14 protein-coding genes are annotated in these 20,999 nt (G+C 35.1%); all 14 read right to left on the bottom strand.

Going from position 1 to position 20,999, the window contains the following annotated elements:
- On the bottom strand, window positions 1–1,584 hold the full coding sequence (gene lepB, locus WHC90_RS04850; protein WP_188597366.1) for a signal peptidase I: 1,584 nt from the start codon (window positions 1,582–1,584) through the stop codon (window positions 1–3).
- 81 nt (window positions 1,585–1,665) lie between these two features.
- A complete protein-coding gene (gene dapB, locus WHC90_RS04845) occupies window positions 1,666–2,367 on the bottom strand; it encodes a 4-hydroxy-tetrahydrodipicolinate reductase (RefSeq protein ID WP_188597365.1) in 702 nt (233 codons plus the stop codon).
- A 2-nt stretch (window positions 2,368–2,369) separates the two neighbouring features.
- Window positions 2,370–2,957 carry a DUF5683 domain-containing protein gene (locus WHC90_RS04840; protein WP_188597364.1) on the bottom strand — a complete coding sequence of 196 codons (588 nt, stop codon included), beginning with the start codon at window positions 2,955–2,957 and terminating at the stop codon, window positions 2,370–2,372.
- Complete coding sequence (locus WHC90_RS04835; RefSeq protein WP_188597363.1) at window positions 2,957–3,844, bottom strand: ParB/RepB/Spo0J family partition protein; 888 nt, start codon at window positions 3,842–3,844, stop codon at window positions 2,957–2,959. The genes WHC90_RS04840 and WHC90_RS04835 overlap by 1 nt, the downstream gene beginning before the upstream one ends.
- On the bottom strand, window positions 3,844–4,608 hold the full coding sequence (locus tag WHC90_RS04830; protein WP_188597362.1) for a ParA family protein: 765 nt from the start codon (window positions 4,606–4,608) through the stop codon (window positions 3,844–3,846). The genes WHC90_RS04835 and WHC90_RS04830 overlap by 1 nt, the downstream gene beginning before the upstream one ends.
- A 188-nt stretch (window positions 4,609–4,796) precedes the next feature.
- Entirely contained in the window at window positions 4,797–6,260 is a 1,464-nt protein-coding gene (locus WHC90_RS04825; RefSeq protein WP_188597361.1) for an aminoacyl-histidine dipeptidase, read from the bottom strand.
- 214 nt (window positions 6,261–6,474) lie between these two features.
- A complete protein-coding gene (locus tag WHC90_RS04820) occupies window positions 6,475–8,871 on the bottom strand; it encodes a zinc-dependent metalloprotease (RefSeq protein ID WP_188597360.1) in 2,397 nt (798 codons plus the stop codon).
- A 129-nt stretch (window positions 8,872–9,000) separates the two neighbouring features.
- Entirely contained in the window at window positions 9,001–11,454 is a 2,454-nt protein-coding gene (locus WHC90_RS04815; RefSeq protein ID WP_188597359.1) for an alpha-ketoacid dehydrogenase subunit alpha/beta, read from the bottom strand.
- 213 nt (window positions 11,455–11,667) lie between these two features.
- The gene (locus tag WHC90_RS04810) at window positions 11,668–13,374 is read right to left on the bottom strand and encodes a tetratricopeptide repeat protein (protein WP_188597358.1); all 1,707 of its coding nucleotides are present in this window, start codon (window positions 13,372–13,374) and stop codon (window positions 11,668–11,670) included.
- Window positions 13,375–13,616: 242 nt separating this feature from the next.
- Window positions 13,617–15,452, bottom strand: a complete 1,836-nt coding sequence (locus WHC90_RS04805; RefSeq protein ID WP_188597357.1) for a hypothetical protein — start codon at window positions 15,450–15,452, stop codon at window positions 13,617–13,619.
- 10 nt (window positions 15,453–15,462) lie between these two features.
- A complete protein-coding gene (locus WHC90_RS04800) occupies window positions 15,463–16,212 on the bottom strand; it encodes a hypothetical protein (RefSeq protein WP_188597356.1) in 750 nt (249 codons plus the stop codon).
- A 209-nt stretch (window positions 16,213–16,421) separates the two neighbouring features.
- Entirely contained in the window at window positions 16,422–18,359 is a 1,938-nt protein-coding gene (locus WHC90_RS04795) for a hypothetical protein (protein WP_188597355.1), read from the bottom strand.
- Window positions 18,360–18,369: 10 nt separating this feature from the next.
- On the bottom strand, window positions 18,370–19,119 hold the full coding sequence (locus WHC90_RS04790; RefSeq protein WP_188597354.1) for a hypothetical protein: 750 nt from the start codon (window positions 19,117–19,119) through the stop codon (window positions 18,370–18,372).
- A 219-nt stretch (window positions 19,120–19,338) separates the two neighbouring features.
- Entirely contained in the window at window positions 19,339–20,997 is a 1,659-nt protein-coding gene (locus WHC90_RS04785) for a hypothetical protein (RefSeq protein WP_188597353.1), read from the bottom strand.
- Window positions 20,998–20,999 lie beyond the last annotated feature (2 nt).

Here is a 20,999-nt window from a genome sequence, read left to right as displayed (position 1 = left end):
TTATGAGTCTGATTTTTTTCGCTTACTTCTATAGTAACTAAACCCAAAATAACCAAGCAGTGCAATTAGAAAATAATTAAAATATGATACTGGTTCTCCACTTCCACCAACAGTGGTAAACATTCTGTCCCAACGAATTGATTTTAATTTAGACATAAAATCAGGGGCATTTGGATCCCAACTTAGCCAAATAAAAACAGGCTTTCCTACCACATGATCAAAAGGGACATATCCCCAGAAACGAGCATCTAAAGAGTTTTGTCTGTTGTCTCCCATCATCCAGTAATAATCCTGTTTAAAGGTGTAGCTATTGGCTTTTTTACCATTGATAAAATAGTTGTCCCCAACAATAGATAAATTATTGTGTTCATAACGCTCAATTATGTCTTTGTAAAAAGGCATGGATTTGGCATTTAAATCAACCGTTACTTCTTTTTTAGGGATATATATTGGTCCAAAATTGTCTTGGTTCCATTTGTATTGTGGATTGTGAGGGAAAACTTCTTCATTGTAGATGCCGTTAGGCTCTATCATTTTTGTGACGCTCTTAACAATTGGATTTTTTGCAATCAAAGCGGCCTCTTCATCGGTTAAATTTAATAGATATTTTCCATTAATAATTTTACCTTCTCTAATGTTGTATCTTTTTAAAGCACCTGCACTAAACGATTTACCTTCGGTTTCTACAGTAAAATAGTATTGGGTTTTTGCACGATCTGGTAAGACTGTTTTCTTTCCGTTAATATAGACATAACCATCTCTAATTTCTAGGGAGTCTCCTGGGATGGCCACAGTACGTTTTACATAATTGGTTCTTTTGTCTATAGGTTTGTAAGTGAACTTTTTTGACCGGTCATTGTACATAGTGCTGGTGGTGTCATTTGGCCAACTAAAAACCACAATATCATTTCTCTTTATTTTTTGAATGCCTGGGACACGCATATAAGGCAAGGTTAGCTTGTTTAACCAGGACTCTTTGTCTTTAGAATTAGAAAGGTATGATTTGCCTAAAATTGGTAAGGTGTCATGTACCATCGGTGCCGATACTACGCTCATGGGTACCCGTGCACCATAATGAAACTTGCTTACAAATAGAAAGTCTCCTACGTACAAGGTTTTTTCTAAAGAAGAAGTTGGAATGGTATAAGGCTGCATAAAATAGGTATGTACCAAGGTTGCTGCAATAATAGCAAAGGCGATAGAACTTACCCACTCTCCAAGAGACGTTTTAGGCTGTAGGCTTCTGTTTTCTATATAGTTTAGGTCTGTTGCATAATTTAAATAAAACAGGTAAAACCCTAAAGAAATAACTGCTAGATACGTATCATGGCTTTTATTATGTCCAAAACTTCTACAGGTCTCTATCCAAATTATTGGGAACATTAGTAGGTTTACAACAGGGATAAACAATAAAATAACCCACCATTTTGGTCGGTTGATAATTTGCATTAAAACAATGGCATTATAAACAGGTACAGCCGCTTCCCAAGCTTTTCTTCCTGCCTTAATATAGATTTTCCAAGTGGCCAAAAAATGGACCAGTTGGATCACTAAAAAAACGATTAACCATTCTGTAAAAGTCATATTTGTATGTTTTGTATTCTTTGCTGTAAAGAATGTTATTGTCTTTGTATAAGTAATGCTTTTTGTAAAGCGTTACAGTTATTAACCTAAGTTTAACACGTCTTTCATGGTGTAAACTCCTGTTTTTCCAACCAGCCATTCTGCGGCCACAACTGCACCAAGTGCAAAGCCTTTGCGGTTATGGGCGGTGTGTTTTATTTCTATTTGATCCACATCAGATTCATAGCATATGGTATGTGTACCAGGTACTTCTGGGATTCTTTTGGCGCTAATCGGAATGATTTCATCAGAATTTGATGCATCAAGTTCCCATTTCTTTTTAGCAGAATTGGCTATAATGCCTTCTGCTAAACTAATGGCTGTTCCGCTAGGAGCATCTAGTTTTTGAGTGTGGTGAATTTCTTCTATGCTCAAAGAGTAATCCTCTATGGTATTCATCATTTTTGCCAATTGTTTGTTTAGCTCAAAAAAGATGTTAACACCCAAACTAAAATTGGATGCATAAATAAATGCTCCTTTCTTTTGATTGCAAAGCGAAACTACTTGATCGTATTGTTCTAACCAGCCTGTAGTGCCGGAGATTACCGGTACTTGATGGTTAATACAGTTGCTAATATTAGAAACTGCTGCTGATGGTACACTAAAATCAATAGCCACATCTGCATTGCTAATATCGTAACCCTCTTGATCAGAGGTTTTAATCACAATTTGATGGCCTCTTTTAAGCGCAATTTGTTCAATCTCCTTGCCCATTCTTCCGTAGCCTAATAGTGCGATTTTCATGATTAAAAGGAATATTTAAATGACAAACCAAATTTTGGAGCATCAAAATTCATTGGATGCTGTTGAATCATTGGTTGAAATGTTAGGTTGTCGTTGGTGTTAAATTGTAATAGGTGTGCATTAACGCTGGCCTCTATAATTTGTAAGACATAAAAGACAGCCGTGGTCAATAAAGACAAGTCTCTATTTTGTCTTAGCGTTTTTTGTGCATTGATAAGTCCGTTTCTAGAGATCAATACACTGCCATCATCATTGGTAAATTCATCTTTAAGGCCTGCTTCCCTCAATTTGAAAGCTGTTCTGTAGCGATCAAACTCTTTGTTGTTGTCTATATACAAATAGATACTGGTTGACATGGCAGCCCAGACTACTGGAGCCTTCCAATACTTTTTGTTGTAAATTTGACCTAAACCAGGTAGTACTGCCGAGTAGAACGCTGCTTTTGCAGGTGCTAAGGGCTTGTATTCTTCTACAATGATTATTTTCTCGTTGGTTTTAGAGGCTTGAGTTTGGACAGTATCCTTCTGTGCAAAACTACAAAACGAAGTAAAGACACAGATACATATTGTTATTTTATAGCGAAAGCTCACTAGCTTAATAAGTCTTTTATTCTTTTAAAATCTTCTTCAGAATGAAAAGGAATACTCAGTTTTCCTTTTCCTTTTGAATTTACTGTAATGTCAATTTTGTGTCCAAAAAAAGCACTTAGTTGGTCTACACTTTCTTTAATGTAGCTAGGAGTCTTTTTTTGTTTTTTAGGTTTAGCCTTGCTGTCTTTTAAATTTTTAACAAGCTCTTCTGTTTGACGAACTGATAATTTATTTTTGACAATCTTACTGTAAATGTCTAGTTGGCTATCTGTGTTTTCAACGTTGATTAAAGCTCTTCCGTGTCCCATCGAAATAAAACCATCACGCATTCCAGTTTGAATAATCGGGTCTAGTTTTAATAAGCGAACATAATTTGTTACAGTTGATCTTTTTTTACCTACTCGAACACTTAGTTCTTCTTGAGTTAGTTGAATTTCATCTAACAAGCGCTGATAAGATAAGGCAACTTCAATAGGGTCAAGGTTTTTACGTTGGATGTTTTCTACCAAAGCCATCTCAAGCATTTCTTGATCATTGGCCAATCTTATGTACGCAGGAATGGTTTCATTGCCAATTAATTTAGAAGCTCTAAATCTTCGCTCTCCAGAAACCAATTGAAAAGTGTTCCCTGTTCCTTTTCTAACGGTAATGGGTTGGATTACACCAAGTTCTTTAATAGAGTTAGCCAATTCTTGTAAGGCGTCTTCATCAAAATAGGTTCTTGGCTGAAATGGATTTACTTCGATTTTACTTAGGTCAATCTCGAGGATGTTTCCTACCAACTGATCGGCGTTTTTATCTGTAGCAGAAGTAATATCTGCAGCGTTTTCTTTTAATAAAGCAGACAATCCTCTACCCAACGCTTGTTTTTTTGTTGCTTTTGCCATTACGCGTTTTTCTTTAAAATTTCATTAGCCAAGTTTAAGTAGTTTACGGCCCCTTTGCTTGTGGCATCGTAGGCAATAATACTTTCACCGTAACTAGGTGCTTCTCCTAAGCGGGTATTTCTTCTGATAATGGTGTCAAAAACCATTGAGCTAAAATGCTTTCTTACTTCTTCTACTACCTGATTAGAAAGTCTTAATCTAGAATCAAACATAGTTAGCAATAGACCTTCTATATCTAGATCTGGGTTGTGGATTTTTTGAATACTCTTAATGGTATTTAATAATTTACCCAAACCTTCTAGGGCAAAATACTCACACTGTATTGGAATGATTACTGAATCTGCAGCAACCAATGAGTTTAATGTGATTAGACCCAATGAAGGTGCGCAATCAATTAAGATATAATCATATTCATTTTTAAGATCAACTAAGGCTTTTTGAAGCATGTACTCACGTTGTTCTTTATCTACCAATTCAATTTCAATGGCTACCAGATCTATATGAGCAGGCATAATATCTACATTGGGTGAACTGGTTTTTTGGATAGCCTCCCTAGCATTTGCAGTATGTTCTAATACTTGATAGGTACCAATTTCTACCTGATCTACATCAATACCTAACCCCGAAGAGGCGTTGGCTTGAGGGTCAGCGTCAATTAGTAAGACTTTTTTCTCCAAAACACCTAAAGAAGCTGCTAAGTTTACAGACGTAGTTGTTTTACCAACACCTCCTTTTTGATTTGCAATTGCGATGATTTTACCCATTAAAAATGATCCTAGTTATAAAAAGTAAAAATACGATTATTTGTTGTTTTTAAAAACCAAAGATGTTAACAAAATGATAAAAATGTAAATATCTTTAAATCAGTTACTTGCGCTTAAAAATAAGCCCGTAGTAAACAATTAAAAATGATTTTATTTTTGAGTTTATCAACTGTTTTTTTAATGTTATTTTATGCTTTTACAGGGATGTTTTTTAAAATTTCTACTAAAAAATCCCAAAATTTTTGAGTCGATTTAATCTCTGCTCTTTCATCTGGTGAATGTGCTCCTCTAATTGTAGGTCCAAAAGAAACCATGTCTATGTTGGGGTAATTTTGCCCTAAAATACCACATTCTAAACCTGCATGACAGGCAGCAATATGAGCTTTTTTACCTTGCTGCTTTTGGTAGATGCTATCTAAAAGAGTGAGAATTTCAGAGTTTATATTGGGTTGCCACCCTGGATAGTCTCCTGAGAAGCGAACCTCAAAGCCTGATAATTCAAAGGCGGCTCTTATGGAAGTCGCCAAATCGTATTTGTTGGTTTCAGAAGATGAACGTGTAAGGCAGCCAACATAGATTTGTCCTGCTTCTACTTTAATACGTGCGATATTGTTAGAGGTTTCTACAAGGCCGTCTATGTCTGGACTCATTCTGTAAACACCGTTAAGCGCTGCATATACTGATTTTATAAATCCTTCTTGAACGCCCAAATCCATTACTTTTTTAGGGAGTTCTGTAGTTTCTATGTGGATAGAAAGATTTGGCTCTAGACTTGCGAACTCTTCTTTAATCGTTTTAATATGATCTTCGGTTTCAAATAAGAAAGGCTCTTTAGCAACCTGGTCAATAACGACAGTTGCATGACTTTCTCTAGGAATTGCATTTCGCAAACTACCTCCGTTGATGGTGGCGATTCTCAAACCAAAATTTTCAAAACCATCAAAAAGCAAACGATTCATCAATTTATTGGCATTTGCTAGGCCTTTGTGGATGTCCATTCCAGAATGCCCTCCATTGAGTCCGGATACGGTAATTTTATAAGCCAAACATAAGTCTGGAGTTTCCATTTCTGTATACGATCGGGTAGCGGTAATGTCTACACCACCTGCACAACCCATGCCTATTTCATCATCTTCTTCGGTGTCTAAGTTTAGAAGTATTTCACCATCTAGCAATCCTGCTTCTAATCCCATGGCGCCAGTCATACCCGTTTCTTCATCAATAGTAAATAGCGCTTCTATGGCAGGGTGGGCAAGGTCTGTTGCTGCTAAAACACTCATGATTGCTGCAACACCAAGTCCATTGTCTGCTCCAAGTGTAGTTCCTTTTGCTTTTACCCAACCGTCTTCAACATGCATTTCAATCCCTTGAGTATCAAAATCAAAATCAGTATCTGTGTTTTTTTGGTGAACCATGTCTAAATGACTTTGTAGCACTACCGTTTTTCTGTTCTCCATACCAGTAGATGCGGGTTTTTTGATAATGACATTACCAACAGTATCTACAAGGGTTTCTAAACCTAAGTCTTTGCCAAACTGAACCATAAACGCAATGACTCTTTCTTCTTTTTTTGAAGCGCGAGGTACAGCGTTTAAATCTGCAAAGTGATTCCAAATGTTTTGGGGGCTTAAATTTCTTATTTCTGAATTCATGGATAGTGCTTTTATTTTGTCAATCAAAGGTACAATTTCTCTTTGTTTTTTTATCTAATATTGATAACTAGTCTGGCTTGTAAGAAAATTAAATCAAAATCAAAAGAGAGTTGCTTACGACTAATGATTCTTTGTTAAATTAAATTATAGAAACTAAAAAACCCGCTACTTATTTAGGGTAACGGGTTGTAAGGTTGATTGTTTTTTACCTGTACTAGTCTGCTTTTAAAATAGTATCTATTCTGGCAATACAGTCATTGTAGTGGTATTTTGTAATGGTGTTGGCGCTGTTTTTTGCACTATTAAGTTGAGTTCTTAACAAGCTTAACTCACCTCTAATAATTGAGTTAATGTCAGAGTTTTTAACAGCGGCTGTTTTTTGACCAATTAAAAAACCTAAGCGCTCAATGTATGCTTTTTGCAAGTTTCTTCTATGCACACTTACGTTCTTTTTGGTTGCTGCTTCTGCAAAGATTCCATTTCTTAAATCACTAATTAGGTTTAAGCTGGTGTATTGTCTGCTAGATAAAGCTTCAGCATCCAAAAGTCTTTCTAAGCGGCCGTTACTCAATAAGCTATTTAATTGTCTGGTTTGAATTCCTAAGATTTTAGCAGCGTGTCCAGAGGCATCAATATTATTTAAAATACGTGTGTCTAAAAGCCAATCTTGAGTTTCAAATACATTTGCTAGCAACCAGTTGATTGATTTCTTTTGAGTATTTAAATCAACATAAGAATAAACGTTTCCGCGTTGTTCAGGCTTTTTGTTGTTTTCGACAATTCCTCCGATATTGTTTGTTACATGACCAATATATCTGCCCCAAACACCTAAAAGTTCTCCGTAAAGTTCTTTTAAATCATCGTAGTTGTTTGTTTTGTCTGAGGTCCATTTTGATAGGTTTTTAGCGACGTATTTTAGGTTTTTAACTCCATAAGTACTGGCTAAAACAGGGTCATCTCCAATGCCTTCAGTCTGTGCTGTTGGGTCAAAGCCTTTGTCTCCAAAACGGTAGATTGGGTTGTTGCTTTTGTCTGCGATCCACTTGTCAAGTGTTTTAACTTCGTCTTGTGGTGTTTTTGCATTCGGAATCACACGGTATCCCCAGTTAATTGAGTACTCATCATAAGGTCCTAATTGTCTGATAAAACGAATATTTTTATCTCCAGGTTGCGCTATATAGTTGTAACGAGCATAGTCCATAATACTCGGAGCGATTCCGTATTTTTGAGTAAAAGCACCGTCTCTTAAAGAGGCTACAGGATAGGCAGAACTTGCAGCCATATTGTGAGGCAATCCTAAAGCGTGTCCAACTTCATGGGCAATAACCATGGTCATCATTTCTCCAATCTCTTCATCAGGTGTGTCTAAGGTTCTAGCTGATGGATTTGCAGCGCCAGTTTCTAAAAGGTATCTATTTCTGTAAGAACGCAAATGGTTGTGGTACCAAATAATATCACTCTCGATAATTTCACCAGTTCTTGGGTCAGAAACACTAGGTCCCATAGCATTTCTGGTGGTGCTTGCTACATATCTAATTACAGAATAGCGAATGTCTTCTGGGCTAAACTCTGGATCTTCCTCTTTGGTGGGAGGGTATTTGGCATAAATTGCATTTTTAAAGCCTGCTTTTTCAAATACTTTTTGCCAAGAATCTACACCTTCTTTGATGTATTTTCTAAGTTTTTCTGGAGTTGCAGGGTCTAAATAATATACAATTGGTTTAATTGGCTCAACCAGCTCACCTCTTGCATACGCAGCAGGGTCTTTTGGCTCTAATCTCCATCTTTTGATAAATCGTTTGCTTTCAGATTTTAATTTGTCAGAGCTGTAATCTACTGTTCCTACAGAAAAATAACCAACACGCTTGTCGTAAACTCTAGGTGTCATTGGATTTTCTGGCAAAAGAATCATTGATTGATTAATTTGCATGCTAAGTGTATTGCTTGATGTGTTGCTTGGTGGAGCATCGGCTTCAAAAGTGAAATTTTGAACTACCTCAATGTTTTTTGGATAACTATGGATGCTGTTAATAAAACTTCTTTTGCTGTCTAGTCGTCTTACTTTGTAAGTGGTTCTCATTCTGCTAGCCAATCCGCTAATCGCTTTTACATCACTGTTAAAAAACGATGTAACATCAACTAAATTGCTGTTGTTCTGTTTGTTGCTTGCTTTGATATCAAATGCATAAATAACAGGTTCTAAATTGTTTGATTTTACCGATTTAGAAATAGGTAAGGCATCATCTGCGATAGCGCTATATGATTTTACCTTTAATAGTATTTTATCTTTGTATAAAGTCCAAACTATAACTTGTTCATTAACTTTTGATCCTGCATTTACATAGCCGCCTCCAAAATTACTAGGTAATTCTTTAATACGGGTTACCAATAGCATTTCTTTGTCTAGTAATGCATTTGGGATTTCAAAATAAAATTTACCATCGGTTTCATGGGTTGTAAATAGACCTGCATCAGAAATACTCTCACTGGTGATAAAATCAGCATATGAAGGTTCTTTCTTATCAGTCTTTGTGGTTTGTTTTTTTTGTGCAAAGCTATTTGTTGGTACGCCTAGTGCGATTACAAACAAATACATGAGTACTTTTTTCATTGTGAATAAGTTGTGAGTAGTTAATTAAACTAGCTAAAATATTAATTACCGCAGCAATTGTTCTTATTTTTTTGTTAAAAAAAACTCAATCACAGTGGATTGAGTTTTTAATTAAGCTTCTATTATTAGCTAGTACAAGCTTTTAAATTCTTGTGGTTTTGCCTCGTTCATAATGCTATAAACCATTTCAAATACATCTTCTGCAGATGGTTTAGAGAAATAATCTCCATCTGTTCCGTAAGCAGGTCTGTGTGCTTTGGCAGTAAGTGTTTTTGGTTGACTGTCTAAATATTGATAGCCTTTTTGGTTTTCTAAAATTTCTTGCAATAAGTAAGCAGAAGCTCCTCCAGGCACATCTTCGTCAACGATTAGCAAGCGATTGGTTTTTGCCAAGCTCTTAACAGTTTGATGGTCTAAATCAAAAGGCAATAAACTTTGTGCGTCAATAATTTCTATATGGATGCCAACTTGAGCTAGATCTTTTGCTGCTTCATCAACAATTCTTAGGGTAGATCCATAAGATACAACTGTAATGTCTGAACCTTCTTTTAAGGTTTCTACTGCTCCGATTGGAGTTCTGTACTCACCTAAATTAGTAGGCAGTTGTTCTTTTAAGCGATAGCCATTTAAACATTCTATTACCAAAGCAGGATCATCACCAGCCAATAAAGTATTGTAAAAACCAGCTGCTTGTGTCATGTTTCTAGGAACCAAAACATGGATTCCTCTAAGGTTGTTAATGATTCCACCCATTGGAGATCCTGAATGCCAAATTCCCTCTAAACGATGTCCTCTGGTTCTAATAATTAAAGGTGCTTTTTGTTTTCCAAAAGTACGGTAACGAAGTGTTGCCAAATCATCACTCATTATTTGCAAGGCATATAATAAATAGTCTAAATATTGAATTTCTGCAATGGGTCTTAAGCCACGCATTGCCATCCCTATTCCTTGTCCAATAATGGTTGCTTCTCTAATTCCTGTGTCAGAAACTCTAAACTCGCCGTATTTTTCTTGCAAGCCTTCAAGACCTTGATTTACATCACCAATAAAACCAGCATCCTCACCAAAAATTAATACCTCTGGATGTTTCTTTAAAAGTGCGTCAAAGTTGTCACGCATAATAATTCTTGCATCTACCATATTGGCTTCAGTAGCATAGCTAGGTGCAATAGGTGTTGTATTTAGTGGGTTTTCTTTAGTTTCGCTTAACAAGTGAGAAGAGTATAGATCTGCCCCTTGATCAATTGCGTTTTTTACAAAGTTTTGTAAACTTGTTTTTTCTGCAAAGTTTTCGTCTTTTAAGAAGCGCAGTACTTTTCTTGCAGCAACAAGAATGTCTTTTCTGATTGGTTCTTTGATGCTGTCTAAGTCATTTTTTATCTTTAAAATAAAAGAGCCATTGCTACTTTTTTCTGCAACAGTCGCTAATAGTTGAGAAGCTGTTTGAAGCTCATCTTGAATTTTAGAAAGATAATTAGACCAAGCGTTTCTTTTGGCAGTACTTACAGCTTTTTTTGCTTCTTTTTCTATAGCAACAAGACTGTCTTCGTTATCAACAAATTTAAGCGTTTCTCCATTTTCATTTTCCAACTCAAAATCTAAAATCCAATTTCTCATTTGTGCAAGACAGTCAAAATCTTGCTCCCATTGCAAACGCTCAGCGTTTTTGTATCGCTCATGAGACCCAGAAGTAGAGTGTCCTTGAGGTTGGGTTAATTCTTTAACATGGATTAAAACAGGTACGTGTTCTTCTCTTGCTATTTTAGCAGCGCGTTGGTATACGTCTATTAGTTGAACATAATCCCAACCGTTAACTACAAAAATTTCATAGCCGTTATTTTTATTGTCTCTTTGAAACCCTTTTAAAATTTCAGAAATATTTTCTTTGGTGGTTTGATGTCTTGCATGTACCGAGATACCGTATTCATCATCCCAAACGCTCATCACCATAGGTACTTGTAATACTCCAGCAGCATTGATGGTTTCAAAAAACAACCCTTCACTGGTACTAGCGTTTCCGATGGTTCCCCAAGCTACTTCACTTCCTTTTGAAGAGAAATTAGTTGCTTTGTCTAGTTCTGCAACATTGCGGTAAATTTTTGATGCTTGAGCCAATCCTAAAAGTCTAGGCATTTGCCCAGCAGTAGGAGAGATGTCTGCACTTGAGTTTTTCTGAGCTGTTAGATTTTTCCAGTCTCCATTTTCATCCAAACTATGGGTTGCAAAGTGGCCGCCCATCTGACGTCCTGCTGACATAGGTTCAGCTTCTATGCTTGGGTTGGCGTAGAGGCCAGAAAAAAACTGTTCTGCTGTAAGCTCACCAATAGCCATCATAAAGGTTTGGTCTCGGTAATAACCAGATCTAAAATCACCGTTTTTAAAAGCCTTAGCCATTGCTAATTGCGGCACTTCTTTACCATCGCCAAAAATTCCAAATTTGGCCTTCCCTGTAAGTACTTCTCGACGTCCTAACAAGCTACATTCTCTACTAATACGTGCAATTTTATAGTCGTTTAAAACTTCATCGCGAAAATCGTTAAATGAAATTTCTTTCGTAGTCGGTTTTGTAGCTGTTTTTGTCATATTGGTACAAGGTTTTTGATGTTTTGCAAAGATAGTGATTTTAGTTGATATTTAAAAATATTTTGATTTGTTGATAATATCATAATTTCACAGCTATTTACTCGCTTTTTGTTGATTATAATGCAATAGCTTAATTGGTTTTTTTACAGGAGCTTGTTTGCACTGTTTTGAGATTCTCGTTAAGGAGTATTTAATAATGCCAAAAAAAGGTATTTACTTTATATTCTTAAGCAGTTCATCTATAGTTTCATTACTTTCTCTATTTAGCTTTTTTCGAATGCGGTGTTTAGTAACCCTAATAGTGTTAGAAGATACACCCAAAACCAAACTCATTTCATTATTGGAAAGCTTTAATTTTTCTAAACACAAACAGCGTATTTCTGCCTGGCTTAAGTTTGGGTGTTGTTTTGTTATTGAGGGAATTAAATTTGGATAAGCTTTGTTAAATTGATCTTGAAATTGTTTCCAGTCATTTTGGGTTAAAATGTTTTTAGACTTTAATTTAGAAAGTTTTTCTGAACTGTCATTGTTAGCTTTTTCTTTTTTTAATTTGCTAATGAGGTTGCTATCTTGACGAACCTTAGTGGCTAGCTTTTTTAATTGATTCTTAGAATCGTTTAGAGCTCTTTGGGTGTTTTGAAGTTCTAATTCTTTAATCTGTTGTTTTTTTAGTAGAAACTGGTTTCGAAACCAAAAAGAGAATACGCTCACTATTAATAAGATTGCAATAATAAAAATGATAAAATTACGCTGAGTGATTTTTAATTGGTTTTCTGTTTTTAGTTTCCCAACCTGTAATTCTCGCTCTTTTGCTTCAACTCTTTGATTAGCTCGTAGCAATTTAATGCTACTGTATTTTTCATTGTAGGCATTTATAGCAGACATGGTTGAATCTAAATAGAGAGTACTCAGCTCTAACTGCTTGTTTGCAGCATACCATTTGCTCATTACAGGATATAAATGTCGAAGCCTATCAGTTTGTTTAGACTGTTTAATATACTGTCTGCTATTTTGTATAAGTTGTTTTGCTTCTGATAGTTTATTTTGTTTAATATAGATATCAGCTAGGGGAGTGCTTGACCCAGAAGCAAGTCCAAAATCGTTGTTTGATAATGCGGTTTCAATGTCTTTTTTAAACAATGGGATGGCCTTTTCAAAATTGCCTTCTAAATAGTAGTTGTACCCCAAATTTCCGCTTGCAATTGCTTTCCATGTGCTACTTTGTAATTCTGAGTCGTCTTCTATTACCTTTAAAAAGTAAGTTTTTGCCAATTCAAACTTTTCTAACTTTTGATAACATAAACCCACTGTGTTTTGAGCAGCAAGAACATGTAAGGCATTAAAACTCGTTCTTTTAAGATTACTAGATTTTTTATAATAGATTAGTGCATTGTTATAATCTTTGAAATAGTAATAATATTGCCCTATATAATTTAAATGATCTGCCATATTTGGAAAATCTTCTGGAGCTATTCTGTCTAGGGTTTTAATTGATAATAAAACCCACTCAAAGGCTTTTTCAAAATTATTGAGGCTCCAATAATGACTAATAATAACCTTTATTGCACGTTGTTCTATGTGTAGAATTTTATCTTTTTCTCCTAAATTGGCAATGTCAATTAGGTTTTGTGTTAATTGAGGTCTTAAATGTCCTACGAGAAACCAACTTGCATAGGCTCTTAGTAATCTTGCTTCTAATGCGAGTTCTTTATCGTTGTTGGCTAAGGCCCATTGTTCCATTTCATGTGTGTAAGCATTTATAAATAAAGAATCTTGTCTCCCTTTATTAATGGTGTTTCTGTACAATACATCAATAGCATCCACCTTTTCTTTATAAGGTTTATGTAGCATTTCTTTGTATTGAGCAAATGATGCCATACAACCACATAGAAAAAAGAATCCTATTAATTTTAGTCTCATTATTTTGTAAAATAGAGACCGAATATACTCAATATATTATTGAAACTTAAAGTTATAAAATAGGTTTGTCTATTGGTTTTAGAATGTTTTAAAAATAATTATCTGACTATTAGTTGTTTATCTGTTTTTTTGTTTGTTTAAAAATAATGAAATTAAAAAAGAGCATATTTTAATTGTTTTTAGAAGGTAAAAAGACTGCCCAAAGGGCAGTCTTTATTATATGTATTTTCTTGAAAATATATTTAGAAACCAACTTCAGAACAAAGGTTAGCAGGGATTTCAAAATCTGTGATTTTAAAATTCTCGGTATCAAAAGTCCATTTATGATAATACGCCTTTCCTTTGTACACTGTTTTAAAGTTGTACTCCTTGCCTAATTCAAAACCTTTTAAGGTCATTTTACCTTCTTTTATGGTGCCCTCATAACTAAATATGCCATTCTCTCTTTCTATATATAGTGGAAAGCCATCCGGTTTAATGATGTTTTCTCCACAACTTGCCGCGACATCAATAGCAATGTTTTTTAGTGTACCAATTTTAAAGTAATCTGTACCATCTTGGGTTAGATTAATATTAAATTCACAATTGGCAATTGTTGCAATGTTTGATAGATTGGTACGGTAAGTAACACCTTGAGACTTAACATAGAGTTGGTATTCCGTTGTGGTTGTCCATTTATCACTGCCCATAAAACCGCCAGTTAAATAAGTATCAGTATAAACATCATTTCCAGAAGCAAGAAGTTTTTTGATGCCTTTAACATGTTCCTTATAAAAGGGGCGAGATATATCCACACCAGCATTCATAAACATATTGAAATATTTATTATACTCTTCTGTTCCTTCAGAGTATTCATCCCATATAAGTTTAATCATCCTAGGGGCATGTGAAGATACTACTTTACCATTTTTAATTACGATTTCAAATATGTTAATAAATTTTTCACCGTTTCGAATATCTAAAAAACTATAGTCATTTTCGGTTTTAACACGGAGTTGTATATTAAAAGTTGCGTTGTAGTTTGGTGCTAAATTATTAGCGGTAACGTTATCTGTATAAACTGTACAATCGGTATCTTTAAAGCTCACCACGCTATAATTAGACAGGTGAGTGGTTTCAAAACTGATGTTAAATGTGGCTGCTGTAGCACCTGCAATAACAGTGCCTAATCCGTGATAGGTCCAATCTGTACTATCGTCTTCATTGGTGTACACAGGAAACGTATCTCCTAGCTGTACTGGATTGCCTGTTGTTGGGTTGGTGGCATCACTCGGAATTTCTATGGCAACATCAATGGCATTGTTAAACTTTTTTACAGGAGTACCATTTACATCCATGGTAATTTGGGTATTCCCCGCTAAAAACGTTGCTTCTTTTCCTGTAATAGCAACTCCTTTATCATCTTTAAAGGTAAAAACACTTGTGCTAGGTAAAACATCACTCAGTGCATCAGTATTGGTCACGGCAATCTTTACATCGCTACCTGTTAAAACAGCACCTGCCGCATCCTTAAATTGTGTGCCTGTTTTGATTGTTATTGCACTGGTGCTTAAAGAGCCATTGGTACTTGTTTTTACTGTTGTGGCTGTTGTGGTTGCATTGTTTGTTAAGCCTAGTGTTTTGCTAGCTTCGTTTTGTCCTTTGTAGATTTTGCTCTCATCCACCATGGTCAAGTTTATTTTAGACACCGTGTCTTTTAAGCTTACAGGGAAGGTGCTTGTTTTATAAGAACCTCCGCTAATAGTAACGTCAAAGTTTAATTCTTTTACTCCTGTACTTTTGTTTGGGTTTACACTTAACTGAATAAAACCATCATTTTCTTTGATTTCAAATTCTCCAGCTTCACTCACCAGTTTGTCTGCATCTGCTCCGCTAAAGACTACCGTAAAATCAGTATCAACAATTCCTTGTTGGTTGCCAAAGGCATCTTTTAACTCTAGTACGGCTGTTTGCTCAAAAATGGCATTGGTTACGCCAATATTAAAGTCTTCAATTTTTTCTGTAAATTCTGTACAGCCAATAACTCCAAGGATAGTCGCTGCTGCAATGACGGCTTTTTTATGTATGTATTTTTTCATGATTTCTGTATTATAGTTTGATGGCTAATTTAATTTGTGCTCTTGGAATAAACTTTAAAGTTTCAAAGGCATCTTGTAAGTCTGCTTCTTGGTCTTTGGTAGGTCCTAATAATTTGGTCGCATCTAAGTTTACCTCAGGAGAGCTTGCAAAATAGGTTCCCAACTCAAAGCTCAATCCAATTCTGTTTTTTGGTACCGCTCTACCAAAACCAATTCCTAAAAAAGGGGCTGTTCCAGACCATTTAGAATCAATTAGTATATGACCCACATTGGCAGCAGCTACAGTTACATCTCCATAAGTAATGTCTTCTTGGTAGTTTACCTTAGCGTTAAGGTTAACATTTGATAAGATTCCTAATCCAAAAGTCAATTTAAAAGAAGAGTTGGTAAAAGGAGTGTACTCGGCACCAAAATCCCATGCTTGGGTTTCTAGATTTCCTAAAATGCTTACTTTTTCTGATCCAATGCTAACATCTTTAACTTCATAATCTTTTAAATTAAAGGTATGGTAGGCAACACGGGCAGTTAATTTGCTTCCTAATTTTCTTGCAAACTCAAAGCCAATTCCAGGAGAGCCAAAAGATACTGCAATGGCATTTTTGCGATCAGATTGATCCATTGCAAAATAAGAGCTTGTGTTCTTTGTAGTGGTCTTAAAAACAGAAGGCTTATTGCTAAAGTTGGTTGTGGGTTGCTGTTGGGCAAAACTCTCTACCCCAAAGCAACAGATTAGGGCAAGAAAAAATAATGATCTTTTCATATTATTGTTTTAGATTCAGAAATATTTTACACTAGGTAAAACGGGGTAAATAAACAAATAAAAAATCAGACTAGCAGTATTTGGAGCGTTACAAAAGCGTTACAATTTTGGATGTTGTCTGCTTGTTATCAAGGGAATAGAATGTTGTGTTTAGTCCCAAAAAAAACCAGCAGAGCTGCTGGTTTTTTAATGTTTAGTTTGTTGGTGTATTACAAACCTATTTCATCACAGACACTTTGTGGTATTGCATAATTATCTACTTTAAAATTAGTTGATGTAAAGGTCCATTTATTGACATAGCTTTGACCTTGAAAAACCGTCTTAAACTCATACTCTTTGTTTAGCTCAAAACCTCTTAAAGTCATCTTTCCATTTTTTATGGTACCTGCATATTTATAGCTTCCGTTAACGTTGTAATAAAGAGGAAAACCATCAGGTACTATGGTGTTGCCATTACAGCTACCTGATACATCTATATTAATGTCTTTTAAATTGTCTGGTTTGGTGTAGTTAGCGCTGCTTAAATCTACAAGAATATTACAATCTACAACACTTACTTGGTTGTTATTTGATATTAGACTATGAGAAATAGTGTAGTTGTTGCTTATTTCTCTTGAATAAAGACTAATTTTAGAAGCCAAGGTAGTAAAATCGCCAATAGTCTCTAAGCCATTGTCAATAAGATCTTGTGGGTCTGAAAACTCAGAGAGTACATACTTATAATTGTTGCTAGGCTTGTAGTTTGGGTCAATAATGGTTTTTCGTAGCTTCTTAGAATAATTTCCAGATGAGAGAGAAGGACTAGTAAAGTAAGTGTTTTCCCCATTTAATAGACCACGACTTTTTATTTGTCCAACCCCATTTTTAACATCAATACGATCAAAAACAATAAGTCGCTTTATGTAATAATACTCCACCCCATTTTTATCTGTAAATGTTTTATTCATATATTGTATACCTCTTTCATAATTGTTTCCTTTAGATTGTAAAATGTAGATAAATATATTAGAATTATTGCTTTTTTTAGCGACTATATTTTGTTCTAACATAACCATATAGCTGCCGTCTTCTACATTTAAATTATTAATTGAGTTATAATCCATATTTAAAGTTCTGTTATCACATTCAGGATATATTTGGTTATAACTAACGATTGCAAAGTTTGATAAATGAGTTGTATTAAATTTGATGTTAAAATAACCAGCAGTATTGCTTACTTCTACAATACCTTCTCCTTGATATGTCCAGTCGTTTTCGTTGTCCTCGTTAGTGTAAATAGGTAACTTATCTCCTGCTTTTAGTTTTGCTCCAGTAATTGGATTTAAAGTAGTGTTTGGTAGCTCTATGGCAACTTCAATAGCGTTGTCGAATTTTTTTACAGCAACATTGTCTACGTTCATGTTAATGCTTGTAATATTGCTTAATAAAACTTCTTTGTCTGTAATTTCTATCCCGTTTTCATCTTTGAAAACTTTAATATCGTTAGGGATATCTTCTTGTCCTATTGTAGAAATATCAATTAGCTCGATATTTAATGAGTTACCAGAAATTGGGTTATTGTTTTCATCTTTAAATATTGTATTTGCTTTTATTTCTATACTACTTTTACTTATTGATTTTGATCTTGTTGTCGCAACAATAATAGAATTTGTGTTGGTATTTCCGTTTAGGCTGTTAGTGCTTTCCTTTTTATCAGAATAGTCTGCTATTGGTGTTGGAACATACACTTTTTCTAAGTCTAAAGTAATGTAAGAAACAGTGTCTTTTAAAGTTATAGGATACGTTTGTTTTCTGTAATCTCCGCCACTAATAGTTACGTTAAAGTTTAATTCTTTTACTCCTGTGCTTTTGTTTGGGTTTACACTTAACTGAATAAAACCATCATTTTCTTTGATTTCAAACTCTCCAGCTTCACTCACCAGTTTGTCTGCATCTGCTCCACTAAAGACTACCGTAAAATCAGTATCAATAATGTCTTGCTGATTGCCAAAAACCTCTGTTAACTCAATAACTGCTGTTTGTTCAAAAATAGCATTGGTTACGCCAATATTAAAGTCTTCAATTTTTTCTGTAAATTCTGTACAGCCAATAACTCCAAGGATAGTCACTGCTGCAATGACGGCTTTTTTATGTATGTATTTTTTCATGATTTCTGTATTATAGTTTGATGGCTAATTTAATTTGTGCTCTTGGAATAAACTTTAAAGTTTCAAAGGCATCTTGTAAGTCTGCTTCTTGGTCTTTGGTAGGTCCTAATAATTTGGTCGCATCTAAGTTTACCTCAGGAGAGCTTGCAAAATAGGTTCCAAACTCAAAGCTCAATCCAATTCTGTTTTTTGGTACCGCTCTACCAAAACCAATTCCTAAAAAAGGTGCTGTTCCAGACCATTTAGAATCAATTAGTATATGACCCACATTGGCGGCAGCCACAGTTACATCTCCATAAGTAATGTCTTCTTGGTAGTTTACCTTAGCGTTAAGGTTAACATTTGATAAGATTCCTAGTCCAAAAGTCAATTTAAAAGAAGAGTTGGTAAAAGGAGTGTACTCGGCACCAAAATCCCATGCTTGGGTTTCTAGGTTTCCTAAAATGCTTACTTTTTCTGATCCAATGCTAACATCTTTAACTTCATAATCTTTTAGATTAAAAGTATGGTAGGCAACACGAGCAGTTAATTTGCTTCCTAATTTTCTTGAAAACTCAAAGCCGATTCCTGGAGAGCCAAAAGATACTGCGATGGCATTTTTGCGTTCAGATTGATCCATTGTAAAATAAGAGTTTGTGTTCTTTGTAGTGGTGTTAAAAACAGAAGACTCATTGCTAATGTTGGTTGTGGGTTGCTGTTGGGCAAAACTCTGCAAGACAGAGCCACACACCAAAGCAACAAGAAATAATTTACTTTTCATAAAGGCTGTTTTTTGTTAAAAAAATATTTTACACTAGGTAAAACAGGGTAAATAAACAAATAAAAAATCAGACTAGCAGTATTTGGAGCGTTACAAAAGCGTTACAATTTTGAATGTTGTCTGCTTGTTATCAAGGGAATAGAATGTTTGTGTTTAGTCCAACAAAAAAACCAGCAGAGCTGCTGGTTTTTTAATGTTTAGTTTGATGGAGTTAGTGTGTTAAAATCCTATCTCAGAGCAAAGATTATCAGGAATGCTAAAGTTTTTATCAACATAACTTGTGCTTGTAAATGTCCATTTATGGGTGTAGCTTTTACCTTTGTAAAAAGATTTAAAATTATACTCTTTGTTTAGCTCAAAACCGTGTAGGGTTAATTTTCCGTTTTTGATGGTTCCTTCATAGCTAAATGATCCATCGGCACGCTCTACATAAATAGGAAAGCCATCTGGAACCAATGTATTCCCATCACAATTTGCTGCCACATCAATGTTGATGTTTTTTTCATCTGGATTGTTGGCTGCTAATGTTGACATATTAATAGCAAGCTCACAATTAGCAAGGGTAGCAATTTGTGATGATAGGTCATTATTTTTCCCTTTCCCATAGATCAAAAGCTTATAAAAATTAACTCTTTCGCCAGCAATCAAATTGAGGATATCAGCTTTTGTGAATTTCCCTGAATTTAAAAAATTGGTGGTTCTAGAAATATTACTTAATGAAACTACTTTATTCGCTACTGAAATTGTTGAAAGTCCTTGAGCATATGTGCCATGAGGCCCAATATAACTAAAATGCAAATAAAATGTACCTGAAAAATCTGCAGCTGCATTAGGTGCTGTTATATCAAAACTAAATTCCCCACAATCTGGTTTATCCACAAAACTAACAAGTGTGTAATTAGACAAGTGTGTCGTAGTAAATTGTACCTTATAGGTATTGGCATCTGAACCTGCAGCTACTGTTCCTGTTCCGTGATAAGTCCAGGTTTCACTTCCTTCTTCATTGGTGTAAATAGGATAGGTATCACCAATTTGTACAGTGTTTCCTGTTGCTGGGTTTTTGCTGGAACTTGGAATGGTAATCGCTACGGTAATTGGTTTGTCAAACTGTTTTACTTGTTTTGTGCCTACTTCCATCACAATGTTAGTCCGTCCGTTTAATACAGGTATTTTATTCGTAATTACTGCGCCATTGGCGTCTTTAAATTCCTTGGCGCCACTATATATAGGGTCTAAAGTTTCACCGAGATCATCTACATTGGTTAAGGCTATTTTTACATCACTTCCGCTAATAACTGCTCCTGAAGCATCTTTAAATTGTGTCCCTGTATCAACAGTTACACTACTGGTGTTGGTCGATTTTGCTTTGGTGGTAGTTACCGTCACCGCTGCTGAGGTTGCATTGTTGGTTAAGTTTGCTGTACCACTTGCTTTGTCTGTTCCCACCATATTAGCCTCATTGACCATTTGTACTTGTATAAATGAGGTACTGTCTTTTAAGGTAATTGGAAAAGTCGCTGTTCTATAAGTTCCGCCACTAATAGTTAGGTTAAAATTTAATTCTTTAACTCCTTGGCTTTTATTAGGGTTTACATTTAACTGAATATAACCTTGATTTGCTGTAATATCAAGTTCTCCTGCTTCACTAACTAGTTTGTCTGCATCAGCTCCACTAAGTGTTATGTTAAAATTAGTATTGCTAATATCTGATTGATTGCCATTGTAATCCGTTATTTGAATGATGCCATTTTGGTCAAAAATTGTTGAAGCAATTCCGATTTTGAAGTCATCAATTTTATCTACAAATTCTGTACAGCCTATAATCCCTAGGATTGTCACTGCTACGATGACGGCTTTTTTATGTATGTATTTTTTCATGA

Source organism: Polaribacter pacificus (genome assembly GCF_038024035.1).
In the GTDB taxonomy this organism is placed as follows: Bacteria; Bacteroidota; Bacteroidia; order Flavobacteriales; family Flavobacteriaceae; genus Polaribacter; species Polaribacter pacificus.
Note: the sequence above shows the minus strand (reverse complement) of the source record. Positions and strands in the feature narration are given on the sequence as shown.

Excerpts from the sequence above, each read along its gene's own strand:
- WHC90_RS04795 (WP_188597355.1), bottom strand. The coding sequence starts at position 18,359 with ATGAAAAAATACATACATAAAAAAGCCGTCATTGCAGCAGTGACTATC.
- WHC90_RS04785 (WP_188597353.1), bottom strand. The coding sequence starts at position 20,997 with ATGAAAAAATACATACATAAAAAAGCCGTCATCGTAGCAGTGACAATC.
- WHC90_RS04815 (WP_188597359.1), bottom strand. The coding sequence starts at position 11,454 with ATGACAAAAACAGCTACAAAACCGACTACGAAAGAAATTTCATTTAAC.
- WHC90_RS04805 (WP_188597357.1), bottom strand. The coding sequence starts at position 15,452 with ATGAAAAAATACATACATAAAAAAGCCGTCATTGCAGCAGCGACTATC.
- WHC90_RS04790 (WP_188597354.1), bottom strand. The coding sequence starts at position 19,119 with ATGAAAAGTAAATTATTTCTTGTTGCTTTGGTGTGTGGCTCTGTCTTG.
- WHC90_RS04825 (WP_188597361.1), bottom strand. The coding sequence starts at position 6,260 with ATGAATTCAGAAATAAGAAATTTAAGCCCCCAAAACATTTGGAATCAC.
- dapB (WP_188597365.1), bottom strand. The coding sequence starts at position 2,367 with ATGAAAATCGCACTATTAGGCTACGGAAGAATGGGCAAGGAGATTGAA.
- WHC90_RS04800 (WP_188597356.1), bottom strand. The coding sequence starts at position 16,212 with ATGAAAAGATCATTATTTTTTCTTGCCCTAATCTGTTGCTTTGGGGTA.
- WHC90_RS04810 (WP_188597358.1), bottom strand. The coding sequence starts at position 13,374 with ATGAGACTAAAATTAATAGGATTCTTTTTTCTATGTGGTTGTATGGCA.
- lepB (WP_188597366.1), bottom strand. The coding sequence starts at position 1,584 with ATGACTTTTACAGAATGGTTAATCGTTTTTTTAGTGATCCAACTGGTC.
- WHC90_RS04835 (WP_188597363.1), bottom strand. The coding sequence starts at position 3,844 with ATGGCAAAAGCAACAAAAAAACAAGCGTTGGGTAGAGGATTGTCTGCT.
- WHC90_RS04830 (WP_188597362.1), bottom strand. The coding sequence starts at position 4,608 with ATGGGTAAAATCATCGCAATTGCAAATCAAAAAGGAGGTGTTGGTAAA.
- WHC90_RS04820 (WP_188597360.1), bottom strand. The coding sequence starts at position 8,871 with ATGAAAAAAGTACTCATGTATTTGTTTGTAATCGCACTAGGCGTACCA.